The sequence below is a fragment of the Caulobacter hibisci genome (genome assembly GCF_016135805.1).
GTDB lineage: Bacteria > Pseudomonadota > Alphaproteobacteria > Caulobacterales > Caulobacteraceae > Caulobacter > Caulobacter hibisci.
Genome location: NZ_JADWOX010000007.1, coordinates 107,777 through 122,502, shown reverse-complemented (window position 1 = coordinate 122,502; position 14,726 = coordinate 107,777). Strand labels below are relative to the sequence as shown.

The following is a 14,726-nucleotide window of genomic DNA, read 5'->3' as shown; positions in this document are numbered from 1 at the left end:
TCAGCCGCAAGGGCAGTAGGAGCGGCGTGCTGAGCACGCCGCTTGCGTCTCACGTGCAAGCGGAGCCAGGGGTTCCCGCCACAAGGGCGGGAATGACGGGGAGTGATGGGCTCGACCCCGACGGCGAAACGCCGGGGTCGCCTCAGATCAGTCAATCTTCACGAACGGCGTCGCGCCGCTGGTGACCTTGGGCAGTTCGCCGTTCCACTTCTCGATGGCCTGCTGCTGCAGGACCTGAGGGTTGGCGCGGATCGCTTCGCCCTTGATGCGGATGGCCTCAGCCTCGCCGCGGGCCTTGGCGATGGCGGCGTTGGCCAGGGCGACTTCCTTGGCCTCCAGCGCCTTGGCCGCCAGGGCCTCCTGCTCGAGCTTGGTCTTCTCCTGCATGCGGTCAACGACGGCGGTCGGGTAGCGGATCGAGCCGATCCAATCCATCTGCGAGACCGCCACCCCATGGCGCGCCCATTTGTTGGCGACGCGGGCCAGGGCCTTCTGCACCACCATCTGGCGGCCGCCGCTGTAGAGGGTCTCGACCGACACCTTCTCGGTCTCGGCGGCGATGGCCGAGCGGACGTCGTTGCGGATCGGCCCGTCGAGCAACTGGTCGAAGGTCAGGCGATAGGTCTGGTACAGGGCCGGCGCCGAGGCCGGATTGACCTGCAAGGTCACCGACACGTCGGCCGTCATCGGCAGGCCGGTGTTGTCGCTGAACTGCAGTTCCTCGTTCTCGTTGCCGCGCTCGTCGCGGTCGCGGGTGTAGCTGTAGGTGCGCTGGATCACGGGGAACTGGACGATCCGCTCGCCGATGCCCCGGAAGTACCAGCGCGCCGGCAGCGACTCGGGCACGACGCCGGCGCCGGAGCCCAGGGTCTTGATCTTGACCCCGACATTGCCGGGCTCGACCGTGGTGCCCTGCGAGATCACGGAGCACGAGCCAAGCAGCAGCACGGCGCCGGCGGTGACGACGAGCAGGATCGCCCGCTTGTTCAGCGGCGAATGGATGGCGGTCATGATTTCCCTCAATGCGCCTTGGGCGCGCGGTTTGAAGCGCTGGACGGACGCGTCGCGATGGCGACGAAGCGCGAGGCCAGGAAGATCAATCCGGCCGCGCCGAGCGCGAAGACGAGCGGCGCGGCGATCAGGCCCAGGTCCGTGCCGGAGCCCCACAAAGGACCCACGACGACACGCACCAGGACGACCGCGAGGACCACCCAGATCGTAAGAAGTGCGACAGCTTTCCCCAACATCCCCTCAGCCCTCATGGACCGGCGATATCCAATAGCTAGGCAGGGGAACGCGCCCCTTCAATCAGGGGACGCACGGATTGCCGAGATTTAATCTGCGCCGGGAAGCGGAGCTCACGCCGCGTAGACGTGGCTCTTGCCGGCCGCGACCGTCACCGAGCCCGTGAAGCGGTCGGCGTCGGCGCGCGAGGCGGCGATCTCGATGCGGGCGCCGCTGGCCAGCACCGCATCGACCCGCACCAGGGCGCCCTGGACGTTGACGCGCTCGACCTTGGCCTCGACGCCGTCGGCGGCCAGGGTGAAGTCGTGCGGACGAACGAAGCCCACGGCCGGGCCGTCGGCGACGCCCGGAGCCGGCAGGCTGAGCGGACCGGCGACGAAGCGGCCGCCCGAGATTTGGCCCTCGAAGCGGTTGGCCTCACCGACGAAGCCGCAGACAAAGGCCGAGGCCGGGTTGTCGTGCACTTCGCGCGGGGTGCCGATCTGTTCGATCTGTCCCTTGTTGAGGATGGCCACGCGGTCGGCCAGCTCCAGGGCCTCTTCCTGGTCGTGGGTGACGAAGATGGTGGTCACGCCGGTGGCGTCGTGCACGCGGCGCAGTTCCTTGCGCAGCGACTTGCGGACGGTGGCGTCCAGCGCCCCGAACGGTTCGTCGAGCAGCAGCACGCTGGGCTGCACGGCCAGGGCGCGCGACAGGGCCACGCGCTGGCGCTGGCCGCCCGACAGCTGCGAGGGATAGCGGCCGCCCAGGCCGTCCAGCTCGACCAGCTTCAGAAGTTCTTCGACGCGCTTGGCGATCTCGGCCTTCGGCGGCTTGTCCTTGCCCTTCCGGACGTCGAGGCCGAAGGCGATGTTCTTGGCCACGGTCATGTGCTTGAACAGCGCGTACTGCTGGAACACGAAGCCCACCCGCCGCGCGGCGGCCGAGGCGTAGGTGACGTCCTTGTCGTGGAACAGCACCTGGCCGGCGTCGGGGAATTCCAGGCCAGCGATGGCGCGCAGCAGCGTGGTCTTGCCCGAGCCCGACGGCCCCAGCAGCGCCAGCAGTTCGCCGTCGGCGATCTCGAGGTCGACGTGGTTCAGCGCCGGGTAGCGGCCGAACTGCTTCTGGACGGAACGGATGGAGATGGTCATGAGGCGTTCCGTTTAGTGGCCGCCCCGGCGCACGGCCGGCTGGGCGACTTCAAGGGCGGTCTTGAGCACGAGGGTGACGATGGCCAGCAGGCAGAGCAGCGCCGCCACCGCGAAGGCCCCGACGAAATCGTACTCGTTGTAGAGGATCTCGACGTGCAGCGGCATGGTGTTGGTCAGGCCGCGGATGTGGCCGCTGACCACCGACACGGCGCCGAACTCGCCCATCGCCCGGGCGTTGCACAGCAGCACGCCGTACAGCAGGCCCCAGCGCACGTTGGGCGTGGTCACCCGCCAGAAGGTGTAGAGGCCCGAGGCGCCCATCGAGATGGCCGCCTCCTCCTCGCTGACGCCCTGCTCCTGCATCAGCGGGATCAGCTCGCGGGCGACGAACGGGAAGGTCACGAACACCGTCGCCAGCACGATGCCGGGCACGGCGAAGATCACCTTCATGTCGTTGTCGAGCAGCCATTCGCCCAGCCAGCCCTGCAGGCCGAAGACCAGCACGTAGATCAGGCCGGCGACGACCGGCGAAACCGAGAACGGCAGGTCGATCAGGGTGATCAGGAACGGCTTGCCGGGGAAGTCGTGCTTGGCCACGGCCCAGGCGGCGCAGAGACCGAAGACCACGTTGAACGGCACGGTGATGGCCGCGGTGATCAGGGTCAGCTTGACCGCCGCCAGGGCGTCCTCGTGGGCGATGGCCTCGAGAGCCGCCCCGAAGCCCTTGCGCAGGGCCTCGGCGAACACGGCGACCAGCGGCAGGATCAGCACCAGCGCCAGGAAGGCCATGACCACGGCCAGGACCAGCGCCTTGACCCAGGTCGGATCTTCGGTGGGGTGACGGGCGCGGGCCATCAGACGAACCTCCGCGAGTAGGCCTGGATGGCGTTGATGACCAGCAGCATCAGGAACGAGACCACCAGCATGACCACGGCGATGGTGGCGGCCTGGGCGTACTGGAACTGCTCCAGCTGGATAATGATCAGCAGCGGGGCGATCTCGGACTTGTAGGGCATGTTGCCGGCGATGAAGATCACCGAGCCGTACTCGCCCACCCCGCGGGCGAAGGCCATGGCGAAACCGGTCAGCCAGGCCGGGCCCAGCGCCGGCAGGATCACCCGCCAGATGGTGGCCAGGCGCCCGGCGCCGAGGCTGGCGGCGGCCTCCTCAACGTCGGCCGACAGGTCGCGCATCACCGGCTCGATCGTGCGCACCACGAACGGCAGGCCGATGAAGACCAGGGCGATGGTCACGCCGATCGGGTTGTAGGCGGCCTTGATCCCCAGCGGCGTCAGGAATTGCCCGACCCAGCCGTTGGGCGCATAGAGGGTGGCCAGGGCGATGCCGGCCACGGCGGTGGGCAGGGCGAACGGCAGGTCGACCAGGGCGTTAAGGATGGTCTTGCCGGGAAACTCGTAGCGCACCATCGCCCAGGCGGTCAGCACGCCGAACACGCCGTTGACGACGGCGGCGACCAGCGCCGCGCCGAAGGTCAGGCGATAGGCGGCGAGCGCCCGTTGCGAGAAGGCTGCGGCCAGGAACTCGCTCGGCGACAGCTCGGCGGCCTTCAGGGCCACGGCCGACAGCGGAATCAGCACGATCAGCGACAGCACCGACAGGGTCACGCCCAGGGTCAGGCCGAAGCCCGGAATCGCCGAGCGCCGTCGGAACAGGGGGCGACGCGCCGCGACGGGGCGTTGCGCGGCGAGGGAGTCGGCGGTCATGCTCTGATCGTCGTCCTGGTTCCGGCTGCGGCTGGAGCCGCGGTAGATAGAATGCGCCAGCCATCCTCTCGGCGCCGGCGCGGCGTCAAGCTGGACCGCTTAAATCCCCACTGCGTCGATGGGGTCAATTGAGATTTACCGGGAAAAGCCCGCAGAAAAACTGTCTCGCCGCCACCCTGCCCCGCAGGCGGAAAACCGGGAAGCGAAAACGGCGCAGCGCTCAACCCCAAAAGCACCCATTTCAAAATATGAGATGACTGCGCATTTTGTGGGAAACATGTTGCACCCATCGATCCGCGTGCCAAGATCGGTGCAACAACGCCCATAATCCCTCGGGGGGAAAAGCCATGTCCAAACGCCTCCGCAAGGCCGCCATGCTGGCCTCCGCCGCCTCGCTGCTGGCCCTGCCCGCCCTGGCCGCGCCGCGCCAAGCCGAGCGCCTGGATCGCGGCCTGGTCGCCGCCCCCGCCATCGACGGCGGCGTGTTGGTGTCCTGGCGGCTGAAGGGCGACGACGCCGGAACCCTCGCCTTCAACCTCTATCGCGACGGCCAGAAGCTCAACGCCAAGCCGTTGAACGGCGCGACCAACTTCGTCGACAAGGCCGGAACGCCCGGCGCCCGCTACAGCCTGAAGGCCGTCAGCAAAGGCAAGGAAGGCCCGCTGGAAGGCGAGACCGGCGCCCTGAAAGACGACTTCCTGACCATCCCGCTGCAGAAGCCGGCCGGCGGCGTCACGCCCGACGGTCAGGCCTACGAGTACACCGCCAACGACGCCAGCGTCGGCGACCTCGACGGCGACGGTCGCTACGAGATCGTCCTCAAGTGGGACCCGACCAACTCCAAGGACAACGCCTTCGCCGGCTATACCGGCCCGGTGCTGCTGGACGCCTACACCCTGGACGGCAAGCGCCTGTGGCGCATCGATCTCGGCCGCAACATCCGGGCCGGCGCGCACTACACCCAGTTCCAGGTCTTCGACTATGACGGCGACGGCCGGGCCGAGATCGCCGTGCGCACCTCGGACGGCACGGTCGACGGGACCGGCAAGGTGCTGGGCGATCCGAACGCCGACTGGCGCGAGGGGCCCGAGGAGCGCCCGACCAACGACAAGACGGGCGCCGAGATCAAGCCGGACGGCACCAAGGTCGCCAGGCTGACGGGGCGCATCCTCAAGGGCCCCGAGTTCCTGACCGTGTTCGACGGCCGCACCGGCGCTGCGCTCGATTCGGTTCGCTTCGCCGCTCCGCGCGATCCGACCACCGACGCCCCGACCGCCGAGCAGATGACCAAGCTGTGGGGCGACGGCTACGCCAACCGCTCCGACCGCTTCCTGGCCGGCACCGCCTATCTCGACGGCCAGCGGCCCAGCATCGTCATGGGCCGCGGCTACTACGCTCGCACCACGGTCAGCGCCTGGGACTTCCGGAACGGCAAGATCGTCCAGCGCTGGGTGTTCGACAGCGCAGCCCCCGGCGTGCCGGAGGGCTTCGGCGGCCAGGGCAACCACCAGCTCTCGGTGGGCGACCTCGACGGCGACGGCCGCGACGAGATCGTCTACGGCTCGATGGCCATCGACGACAACGGCAAGCCGCTGTGGACCGCCAAGCTCTATCACGGCGACGCCCTGCACCTGGGCGACCTGGATCCGACCCGCCCGGGCCTGGAGCGCTTCGGCGTCAATGAAAGCCCCAAGGCCAACGGCGGCATCGGCTCGGCCATGGTCGACGCCAGGACCGGCAAGGTGCTGTGGACCACGCCGACGCAAAGCGACACCGGCCGAGGCGTGGCCTTCGACATCGACCCGCGCTTCCCCGGCGCCGAGGCCTGGGCCAGCAATTCGGACGTGCTCTACACCGTGAAGGGCAAGCCGATCGACGGCGTGAAACACCCCCGCCAGACCAATTTCGGCATCTGGTGGGACGGCGACGACCTGCGTGAGCTGCTCGACAAGAACCAGATCAGCAAGTGGGACTGGACCCAGGGCCAGACCAAGTTGCTGTTCACCGCCGAAGGCATGCTGTCGAACAACGGCACCAAGGCCACCCCGACCCTGTCGGCCGACATCCTGGGCGACTGGCGCGAGGAGCTGATCCTGCGCGCGGAGGACAACAGCTTCCTGCGGATCTACGTCACGCCCTACCCGACCGAGCGCCGCCTGGTGACCCTGATGCACGACCCGATCTATCGGGCAGGCATCGCCTGGCAGAACACCGCCTACAACCAGCCGCCGCACACCAGCTTCTATCTGGGCGACGGCATGAAGCCCCCCAAGCGCCCCAGCATCGCCGTCGTGAAGGTGAAGCCGTGAAAAACGCCCTGATCGGCCTGGCGACCGCCTTCGCCATCGCCCTGCCCGCGTTCGCCCCTCCCGCGCTGGCCCAGGCGCCGGGCGCCGAGCCGCCGCGCGAATGGATCGACAAGGACACCGGCCACCGCGTGGTGCGGCTGTCGGACGAGCCCGGCTCGTCCAGCCTCTATTTCAACTTCAACGGCTACACGCCCCAGGGCGACAAGCTGGTGATCTCCACGCCCAAGGGCCTGGCGGCGATCAACCTGGCCGACCGCAAGCTGACGCCGCTTGTCGAGGAGGCCGGCAAGTTCCTGTTCGTCGGCCGCAAGACGCGCTCGGCCTATTTCATCGTCACCGAGGGCGAAACCCGCGTGGTCAAGGCCGTCGACATCGACAGCCGGAAGGTCCGGGAGGTCGCCCGGTTCGATCGCGGCGACATCCAGACCATCAATGCCGACGAGACCCTGCTGGCCGGGGTGGTCGTGGCCGATCCCAAGATCGAGACCCGCCCCGACGGGGTGCTCAAGCGCGACAACCGCTACGACCAGGCCGCCTACGCCGCCAACGGTCCGGACGGCAAGCCCCTGCCCTTCGCCGAGGCCAAGGAGGTGCGGCTGAACGAGCGGCTCGACTCGAAGATCCCGATGGAGATGTTCGTCATCGACCTGCGCACCGGCCAAAAGCGCGTCGTGCACGCGGCGACCGACTGGCTGAACCACCTGCAGTTCTCGCCGACCGACCCGAACCTTCTGATGTTCTGCCACGAGGGTCCCTGGCACAAGGTCGACCGGCTGTGGCTGCTGCGCACCGACCAGGCGGGCGCCAAGCCGGTGAAAATCCACACCCGGACCATGAACATGGAGATCGCCGGGCACGAATGGTTCAGCGCCGACGGCAAGACCGTCTGGTACGACCTGCAGACCCCGCGCGGCGAGGACTTCTGGGTGGCCGGCTACGACATCGCCACGGGCAAGCGCAGCCAGTTCCACGTCGAGCGCAACGCCTGGTCGGTGCACTTCAATTCCAGCCCCGACGGCAAGCTGTTCGCCGGCGACGGCGGCGACAGCGAGATGGCCGCCCACGCGCCGGACGGCAAGTGGCTCTACCTGATGCACCCGCGCGGCATCCCCGACGTCGCCGGCATCCACGCCCCCGACGCCGAGCACCTGATCCGCCCCGGCGTCATCGACGCCGAGCGGCTGGTCAACATGAGCGGCCACGACTACCGCCTGGAGCCCAACGTCAACTTCACGCCCGACGGCAAGTGGCTGGTGTTCCGCTCCAACATGCACGGCGGCCAGCAGGTCTATGCGGTGGAGTTGGCGAAACACTGACCCCTCTCCCGGAGGGGAGAGGGAGGGACCCAGGCGCTAGCCTGGGAGGGTGAGGGGTGACGCCGTCAACCGACGTGCCGGCACGCCGTCGACCGTTCCTAACCCCTCACCCTCCCACGCCTTCGGCGCGGGCCCCTCCCTCTCCCTCTAGGAGAGGGGTTTTGAGGGCCTCCCGCGCCCGCCACCGGGCCTTCAGCGTATGCGAGGTCTCCCTCGAGCCGTCCGGGCTCCACCCCGGCGGGCCGAACAGATAGCCGGCCACCTCGCGCGGCGAACGGGATCCGGCCAGATCCTTGCCGATGCCGATCCACTCGTGGAAGACGTTGGTGAAGAGGTTGAAGTCGGCCAGGTTCCGCACGATGCCATAGCGGCACGGTTCGGCGTCGTCCTCGGGGATGAAGGTGCCGAACAGGCGGTCCCAGACGATCAGGATGCCGGCGTAGTTGGCGTCGAGATAGCGGGCGTTGCGGGCGTGGTGCACCCGGTGGTGCGAGGGCGTGTTGAACACCGCCTCGAACCAGGCCGGCATGCGCCGCACGGCCTCGGTATGGATCCAGAACTGGTAGACGAGGCTGATCCCCTTCTGGATCGCCACCATGGCCGGGGGGAAGCCCAGGAACGACAGCGGCAGCCACAGCAGCCAGGTGCCGGCCACGCCGCCGGTCCAGGTCTGGCGCAGGGCGGTCGTCAGGTTGTAGTGGGTCGAGCTGTGGTGGTTGACGTGGCTGGCCCACCAGAACCGCCGCTCGTGGCTGAGGCGGTGGAACCAGTAGTAGGTCAGGTCCTCGGCGAAGAAGAGCACCACCCAGGCCCAGACGGCGGTCATCGGGATCGTGAAGATCCGATGCTCCCACACCCACAGGCTGGCGGCGAAGATCGCCCCGCCGGTGACCAGGCCGACGATGCTGTTGCCCAGGCCCATCATCAGCGAGGTGGCCGCGTCGCGCGGCTCGTAGTTCGCCTTGGCCTTGCCGAAACGGGCCAGCAGGATCTCCAGCACGATGGCCACGACGAAGAACGGGATCGCCAACTGGATCGGATCGAAGGCGGGCTTCACGCGGCCGTCTCCGCCGGCGGCCAGGGCTGGTGGCCCAGGACCAGTCGCGGCGCCCCGTCGATGCCGGGAAGCCTGATCCGCCCTTCGTTCGCCCCGTTGGCGACGATGTCCGCCCAAGGCGCGGAGCGGGCGACATAGCCGTCGCCGCGCCGCCACAGCACCAGCGCCTCGCTTGCGGAGCGCGCGACCAGGCCCGCGCCGTCGCCGGCCAGCCAGACGCTGTCGACCCGGTGATCCGGAAACTCCTCGGCCAGCAGGGCCAGCGCCCCGTCGACGTCGAGCGGCGGCGTCGGACGCGCCAGTCGCGCCCAGGCCGACAGCCCGACCAGAAGCCCGACCGCGATGGCTGAGCCGATCAATTGCAACAGCAGCGCCTTGTCCACCGACGCCTTCCTCCCCGTTTTGCGAGGGAAGGTCCGGCGCGCGGGGGTCCGCGTCAAGTCCGTGCATCAGGGGGTTTACGGCGTCGCTTTCCGCCCTCAAGTTGCAGCCGCGCATGTTGCGCGGGGAAGAGGGAAACCCATGTCTTTGATGTTTGAGCCGCTGCGCAAGTACGTGCAGTTCTCTGGCCGCGCGCGCCGTAAGGAATACTGGCTGTTCGCGCTGTTCACCTTCGCCGTCAGCATGACGATCACCATCCTGCGCCTGGCCACCGGCGGTCTGGACGCCCTCGAGAGCAATCAGTTCGACGCCCTGGGCCTGGTCAGCCTGGCCTTCTCGCTGGCGATGTTCCTGCCCAGCCTGGCCGTGTCGTTCCGCCGGCTGCACGACACCGACCGTTCGGCCTGGTGGCTTCTGATCGGCCTGATCCCGCTGATCGGTGTGATCGTGCTGCTGGTCTTCTATCTGCTGCCGGGCACGACGGGCCCGAACAAGTTCGGCGCCGACCCCAAGCTGACGCTGACGGACACCGCCGAAACCTTCGCCTGAAGGCGGCTTTCGGATTCACGCGAAAACGCGCCGCCCTCGCGAGGAGAGCGGCGCGTTTTTTGTCTGTGGCTAAAGCCCTAGAACTTGCGGGCGTAGCCCACCGAGACGACATTGGCGTCGTCGGCGTCGTTGTCGCGGAACTGCTGGCGCGTGTAGTCGACGCGCACGCCGTTCTTGTCGTCGAACTTGTACTGGGCGCCGACGCCGTAGTTGACGCTGTCGGCGTCGTACTTGCCCTGCACGCCGCCCACGGTCTGCTTGAACTGGGTGTTGCCGTAACCGACGCGGCCGATCAGGTCGATGTTGGGGGTTACCGGCAGGAAGCCCACGCCGTAGACGGCGGCCGAATGGGTCTGCTCAAGGTTGGAGCGGACGCCGGCGCGGTCGATGTTGTCGTCCTTGACGCCGCCGGACAGTTCGCCCTCGACGCCGAAGTGAGGCGTCAGCTTGGCGCCCAGGCGGCCTTGCACGGCGCCGGTGTCGGCGCCTTCCGCGCGCGAGCTGTTATAACCGAGGTTGCCGTAGATTTCGGGCGAGCTCGTTTGAGCATGGGCGAGAACCGGAACAGCAGCGACCGACGCGGCGGCCAGGGCCGCAGACATGAGAACCTTCATTTTTTTACTCCATTGTACTGGGATTTCTTGTGCTCCCTCAGCTTCCTCTGGGTATGGGGCCAACGAGGCCCGTATTTGACCGTCCGCGGACTTGTTTGGGGCCATTGCGTGTCACTTCCGACATTTGGGACAGGCATTGTGGCCAGGCGCGGAAGGTTCCCCGAGGGCAGGTCGAATAGCCGCGGCCGATGCGCCCCGGACACGGTCGCTAGCAGGTGACGCGGGCGCGGGGCGTGCTATTGATCCCGACCAAACAGTGATCAGATCGGCGCGCCCATGTCGCGCGCCGGCCATCGGGACAGTCGCCTTGCATCAAGCCGTCATCGCCGCCACGGGGCTCTTCACCCCGCCGTTCAGCATCTCGAACACCGAACTGGTCGACGCCTTCAACGCCTATGTCGCGCGCTTCAACGCCGCCAACGCCCAGGCCATCGAGGCCGGCGAAGTGGCGGCCCTGTCGCCGTCGTCGCCGGAGTTCATCGAGAAGGCCTCGGGCATCAAGTCGCGCTTCGTGATGAACAAGGACGGCATCGTCGATCCGGAGATCATGCGGCCGATCCTGGCCGAGCGCCCGAACGACCAGATCTCGATCCTGGCCGAGATGGCCGTGAAGGCCGCGCAGCAGGCGATCGCCGCGTGGGGCAAGCCGGTGTCGGAGATCGGTGCGGTGATCTGCGCGGCCTCGAACATGCAGCGCGCCTATCCGGCCATGGCTATCGAGGTGCAGCAGGCCCTGGGCATCGAGGGCTTCGCCTTCGACATGAACGTGGCCTGCTCGTCGGCCACCTTCGGCATCAAGACCGCCGCCGACTTCATCGCCACCGGCAGCGCCAAGGCCGTGCTGATGGTCAATCCGGAGATCTGCTCGGGCCACCTGAACTTCAAGGACCGCGACAGCCACTTCATCTTCGGCGACGTGGCCACGGCCGTGATCCTGGAAGAGGCCTCGCAGGCCACGGGCGGCTGGGAGATCCTGGGCACGCGCCTGAAGACCCAGTTCTCCAACAACATCCGCAACAACTTCGGCTTCCTCAACAACGCCGCTCCCGAAGGCGTCGGCGCCCGCGACAAGCTGTTCGTGCAGGAAGGCCGCAAGGTGTTCCGCGAGGTGGTGCCGATGGTCAGCGAGATGATCGTCGAGCATGCAGGCGACATCGGCCTGGACGCCACGGCCCTGAAGCGCCTGTGGCTGCACCAGGCCAACATCAACATGAACGACCTGATCGCCCGCAAGGTGCTGGGCCGCGATCCCGAGGCCGGCGAGAACGTCATCATCCTCGACGAATACGCCAACACCAGCTCGGCCGGCTCGATCATCGCCTTTCACAGCGCCAACGACGATTTCGCCGCCGGCGACACGGGCCTGATCTGCAGCTTCGGCGCCGGCTATTCGGCCGGCACGGTGTTCGTCAGGAAGCGCTGAGGGCCTGGGTCCTCGGAAACCTGAGCTCGCGGGCGAAGGACGCCAGGATCAGCGGCCAGCCATGGTCGGAGGCCATCCCGCCGCGGATGGCCTGCGCGCCGTCGCCATGCCGGTCGAGGTCGCGGTGCTCGACGACGATCCGCGTCCCCTCGCCGGCCGGCTCGAACCGGAACTCGATCTCGCTCTGGCGCTCCAGCGGCTCGACCCCGCGGTCCGGCGCGACGTTGAAGCCGACCACCAGCCGATGGCCGGGATCGTAGGCGCGCACGTCGCCCCACGGGCTTTCGACGCCGTCGCGGTCGACCTCGAACCAGGTTCCGCCGGCCACCGGCTCGACATGGACCGTGGCGAACCGCGCGCCGCCGCGACTGTAGGCCATGGGCCACCAGCGGCCCATATCGCCGACGAAGCGGGCGAACGCTTCGGCCGGCAGGGCCTCGACGGTGATTTCGGCGACGATCGGTTCGGCCATGCGTGTCCTCCTTGCGGAGGGAACGCGCATCGGCGCGAAGCGATCAGCCCGCGCGGTCTTCGATCGGTTTCAGCACCACCGGCGCGGCGACGCCGTCCTCGCCGCGCAGCGCCCAGCCGTCGCCGACACGCACCACCTCACGGCAATTGGGCGCGCCGCCATCGGCGCTAAGGCACAGCCTGCCGCCCGTGATGGCGTACTTCCCCTGTCCCGAGCCGAAGTCGTAGCGCTGGAACCACGAACCGTCCGACTTGAGGATCAGCGGCCCCTGCCCCGCCGGTGCGGGAGCCGACAGCTCGACCATCCGGCCGACGAAGGCGGCCCTGGCGGCCGCGTCGAGCGCGGCGGTCGACGCCGGCTCGGGATGCGCCGCCTTCCACTCCATGGCCCGCTGGATGCGACGGCCGACGGCCGGGTGGTCGTAGAAGATGATCTCTTCCAGCCGCCCCGGCGTGGCGGCGCGGTATTCGATGGTCTTGACCAGGGCCTTGGCCAGGCCGTCCGGCTCGTTGAAGCGGGCCAGGCTGTAGTGGTCGGCGTCGCTTTCGGCGATGCGGATCAGGCTGCTGATGACCGGCGTGGCCAGCAGGAACAGCACGGTGATCACCGCGCTCAGCACAGGCAGGCCCGCGGGGTCGGAAAGTCCCCTCACCCCGTCGGCGCCCAGCAGTCGCGCGGCCGGCGCGAACAGACGATCGACCAGGAAGAAGGCGGCCACCGCCAGCAGGCTCATGACGCCGGCGATCCACAGCGAATGATGGTGGGCGTAGTGGCCCATCTCGTGGCCGACCACGCCGCGCACTTCGGCGATATCCGCGCCCTTCTTGAACATGGTGTCGCTCATGGCCACGCGGGCGGAGCCGAACAGTCCCGAGACGTTGGCGGTATAGGCGTTCGACTGCTTGGAGCCGTCGTAGACGAAGATCTTGTCGGACGGCACGCCGACCTGCCTGGCCATGGCCACGACCTCGTCGCGCACCGGACCGGCGGGCGCGGGGGTGTACTTGTTGAAGATCGGCTCGATGAAGAGCGGGCCCAGCAGCATGCCGATGGCGATGAAGGCGGCGGTCAGCCCGCCGCTCCATAGCCACCAGGTGCGCGGCGCCTTGCGGATCAGGGCGTAGAGCGCGGCGAAGAACAGGCCGCCGATCAGCCCGGTAATGACCAGGGAAATCGCGCCTTCGATCAGCCAGCCGCTGAAGGCCTGGCTGGTCAGCCCGTACTGCTTGGGTCGCCACCAGTCGCTGTAGACGGCCCAGGGCAGCGACAGGACGGCGTCGATGACGATGTAGAGACCGCTGACCCAATAGCTGACCAGCAAGGGCCGGTTTCGACGTCCCTCGAACCGGTGGCGCAGCTTGACCAGCACGCCGCTGCGCACGATCAGGAAGGAAACGAGCACCGCGACCAGCGCTCCCCAAAGCAGCAGCCAGTGGCCGCCATGCGTATAGGCCGTCGCCTTGGCGTGGGCCTCCGGCGGCAACTGCGCCAGATAGGTCGCTGTCGCCGCGGCCGCATCGAAGTTCTGCGCCATTCGTCTCCCCCGAAAGCAAACTCGCGGCAGCAGGCCATAGCCGACCGTCCGCGTCAGGTTAAATCGCCGTCAGGTAGAGGTTCGCTCGCCGCCGCAAGCGCCTTGCCTCTGGCGGCGTTGGCGACGCGGTATAGAACTGCACCGATGACCTTCGCCTCGAGGCCCGCCATGCGATTCCTTGCCCGTCGTGACCTTCTGCTGGGCCTGGGGGCCGGAAGCGCCCTGACCTTGGCCGGCTGCGGCGGCAAGCCGGCCGGCGCGGGCCAGAACGGCGCGGCGCGGGTCGAGGCGACCAAGACCCTGCGCATCGGCCTGGAAGGCACCTATCCGCCGTTCAACTACCAGGGCGCCGACGGCCAGCTGACCGGCTTCGACGTCGAGTTCGCCAGGGCCCTGGCCGAGCAGATGAAGGTCAAGGCCGAGTTCGTCGCCGCGCCGTTCGCCGGCCTGCTGGGCGCGCTGGAATCAGGACGAACCGACGTGGTCGTCAACCAGATCACCATCACCCCCGAGCGCCAGGCCAAGTACGACTTCTCCAAGCCCTATACGGTCTCGGGCATCCTGATCATCACGCAAAAAGGCAAGGGCGGGATCACCGGTCCCGCCGACCTGGCCGGCAAGAAGGTCGGGGTGGGCCTGGGCACCCACTACGAGCAATGGCTGCGCCAGAACCAGCCCAAGGCCGAGGTGCGGACCTATGACGACGATCCGACCAAGTACCAGGACCTGCGCGCCGGCCGCATCGACGCCGTGCTCAACGATCGGCTGGTCGCCGCCGACTTCCTGAAGACCGCCCCCGACCTCGTCGCCGCCGGACCGCCGTTCGCGCCGCAGAGCCAGGGCGTGGTGATGAAGCGCGATCCGGCCCTGAAGGTGCTGATCGACGAGGCCGTCGACGCCCTGCGCGCCGACGGCCGCCTGGCCGCCATTTCGCAGAAATGGTTCGGCCAGGACGTGACGATCTAGCCG

At 68.2% G+C, this 14,726-nt stretch carries 15 protein-coding genes; 5 read left to right on the top strand and 10 right to left on the bottom strand.

The features are described 5' to 3' along the window. Positions 1-147: 147 nt before the first annotated feature. The 5 genes from I4Q42_RS11995 to cysT all read right to left on the bottom strand — a co-directional run bounded on the left by I4Q42_RS11995 (position 148) and on the right by cysT (position 4,102). Positions 148-1,011: an SPFH domain-containing protein gene (locus tag I4Q42_RS11995; protein WP_198576306.1), complete on the bottom strand. Its 864-nt coding sequence runs from the start codon at positions 1,009-1,011 to the stop codon at positions 148-150. 8 nt (positions 1,012-1,019) lie between these two features. After that, positions 1,020-1,211 (bottom strand): hypothetical protein, encoded by a 192-nt coding sequence (locus I4Q42_RS11990; RefSeq protein WP_198576305.1) that lies wholly within the window; start codon positions 1,209-1,211, stop codon positions 1,020-1,022. A 147-nt stretch (positions 1,212-1,358) separates the two neighbouring features. After that, entirely contained in the window at positions 1,359-2,378 is a 1,020-nt protein-coding gene (locus tag I4Q42_RS11985) for a sulfate/molybdate ABC transporter ATP-binding protein (RefSeq protein WP_198576304.1), read from the bottom strand. Between the two features lie 12 nt (positions 2,379-2,390). Continuing rightward, complete coding sequence (cysW, locus tag I4Q42_RS11980) at positions 2,391-3,233, bottom strand: sulfate ABC transporter permease subunit CysW (protein WP_198576303.1); 843 nt, start codon at positions 3,231-3,233, stop codon at positions 2,391-2,393. After that, a complete protein-coding gene (cysT, locus tag I4Q42_RS11975) occupies positions 3,233-4,102 on the bottom strand; it encodes a sulfate ABC transporter permease subunit CysT (protein ID WP_198576302.1) in 870 nt (289 codons plus the stop codon). The genes cysW and cysT overlap by 1 nt, the downstream gene beginning before the upstream one ends. A 347-nt stretch (positions 4,103-4,449) precedes the next feature. Between cysT and I4Q42_RS11970 the strand changes: the two genes are divergently transcribed. Further along, a complete protein-coding gene (locus I4Q42_RS11970; RefSeq protein ID WP_198576301.1) occupies positions 4,450-6,411 on the top strand; it encodes a rhamnogalacturonan lyase in 1,962 nt (653 codons plus the stop codon). Continuing rightward, positions 6,408-7,727: an oligogalacturonate lyase family protein gene (locus tag I4Q42_RS11965; protein WP_198576300.1), complete on the top strand. Its 1,320-nt coding sequence runs from the start codon at positions 6,408-6,410 to the stop codon at positions 7,725-7,727. The genes I4Q42_RS11970 and I4Q42_RS11965 overlap by 4 nt, the downstream gene beginning before the upstream one ends. Before the next feature lie 106 nt (positions 7,728-7,833). Here I4Q42_RS11965 and I4Q42_RS11960 read toward each other — a convergent pair whose 3' ends face one another. Further along, the gene (locus tag I4Q42_RS11960) at positions 7,834-8,784 is read right to left on the bottom strand and encodes a sterol desaturase family protein (RefSeq protein WP_198576299.1); all 951 of its coding nucleotides are present in this window, start codon (positions 8,782-8,784) and stop codon (positions 7,834-7,836) included. Continuing rightward, a complete protein-coding gene (locus I4Q42_RS11955; protein WP_198576298.1) occupies positions 8,781-9,167 on the bottom strand; it encodes a hypothetical protein in 387 nt (128 codons plus the stop codon). The genes I4Q42_RS11960 and I4Q42_RS11955 overlap by 4 nt, the downstream gene beginning before the upstream one ends. A 139-nt stretch (positions 9,168-9,306) precedes the next feature. Between I4Q42_RS11955 and I4Q42_RS11950 the strand changes: the two genes are divergently transcribed. After that, complete coding sequence (locus I4Q42_RS11950; RefSeq protein ID WP_198576297.1) at positions 9,307-9,714, top strand: DUF805 domain-containing protein; 408 nt, start codon at positions 9,307-9,309, stop codon at positions 9,712-9,714. A gap of 77 nt (positions 9,715-9,791) precedes the next feature. On the opposite strand, the gene I4Q42_RS11945 is transcribed toward I4Q42_RS11950, so the two are convergent. Next, entirely contained in the window at positions 9,792-10,328 is a 537-nt protein-coding gene (locus I4Q42_RS11945; protein WP_198576296.1) for a porin family protein, read from the bottom strand. A 307-nt stretch (positions 10,329-10,635) separates the two neighbouring features. Here I4Q42_RS11945 and I4Q42_RS11940 point away from each other — a divergent pair, with 307 nt between their 5' ends. Next, positions 10,636-11,751: a beta-ketoacyl-ACP synthase III gene (locus I4Q42_RS11940; protein WP_198576295.1), complete on the top strand. Its 1,116-nt coding sequence runs from the start codon at positions 10,636-10,638 to the stop codon at positions 11,749-11,751. Here I4Q42_RS11940 and I4Q42_RS11935 read toward each other — a convergent pair. Next, positions 11,738-12,223 carry an SRPBCC family protein gene (locus tag I4Q42_RS11935; protein WP_198576294.1) on the bottom strand — a complete coding sequence of 162 codons (486 nt, stop codon included), beginning with the start codon at positions 12,221-12,223 and terminating at the stop codon, positions 11,738-11,740. The two genes, I4Q42_RS11940 and I4Q42_RS11935, sit on opposite strands and share 14 nt — an antisense overlap. Before the next feature lie 43 nt (positions 12,224-12,266). After that, a complete protein-coding gene (locus tag I4Q42_RS11930) occupies positions 12,267-13,757 on the bottom strand; it encodes a M48 family metallopeptidase (protein WP_198576293.1) in 1,491 nt (496 codons plus the stop codon). Between the two features lie 168 nt (positions 13,758-13,925). On the opposite strand from I4Q42_RS11930, the gene tcyJ reads away from it, so the two are divergent. Further along, the gene (gene tcyJ, locus I4Q42_RS11925) at positions 13,926-14,723 is read left to right on the top strand and encodes a cystine ABC transporter substrate-binding protein (RefSeq protein WP_198576292.1); all 798 of its coding nucleotides are present in this window, start codon (positions 13,926-13,928) and stop codon (positions 14,721-14,723) included. The last annotated feature ends 3 nt before the right edge of the window (positions 14,724-14,726 follow it).

Bases quoted from the DNA above. Each gene is read 5' to 3' on its own strand.
- I4Q42_RS11995 (WP_198576306.1), bottom strand. From the start codon at position 1,011: ATGACCGCCATCCATTCGCCGCTGAACAAGCGGGCGATCCTGCTCGTC.
- cysW (WP_198576303.1), bottom strand. From the start codon at position 3,233: ATGGCCCGCGCCCGTCACCCCACCGAAGATCCGACCTGGGTCAAGGCG.
- cysT (WP_198576302.1), bottom strand. From the start codon at position 4,102: ATGACCGCCGACTCCCTCGCCGCGCAACGCCCCGTCGCGGCGCGTCGC.
- tcyJ (WP_198576292.1), top strand. From the start codon at position 13,926: ATGCGATTCCTTGCCCGTCGTGACCTTCTGCTGGGCCTGGGGGCCGGA.
- I4Q42_RS11935 (WP_198576294.1), bottom strand. From the start codon at position 12,223: ATGGCCGAACCGATCGTCGCCGAAATCACCGTCGAGGCCCTGCCGGCC.
- I4Q42_RS11930 (WP_198576293.1), bottom strand. From the start codon at position 13,757: ATGGCGCAGAACTTCGATGCGGCCGCGGCGACAGCGACCTATCTGGCG.
- I4Q42_RS11985 (WP_198576304.1), bottom strand. From the start codon at position 2,378: ATGACCATCTCCATCCGTTCCGTCCAGAAGCAGTTCGGCCGCTACCCG.
- I4Q42_RS11950 (WP_198576297.1), top strand. From the start codon at position 9,307: ATGTCTTTGATGTTTGAGCCGCTGCGCAAGTACGTGCAGTTCTCTGGC.
- I4Q42_RS11970 (WP_198576301.1), top strand. From the start codon at position 4,450: ATGTCCAAACGCCTCCGCAAGGCCGCCATGCTGGCCTCCGCCGCCTCG.
- I4Q42_RS11945 (WP_198576296.1), bottom strand. From the start codon at position 10,328: ATGAAGGTTCTCATGTCTGCGGCCCTGGCCGCCGCGTCGGTCGCTGCT.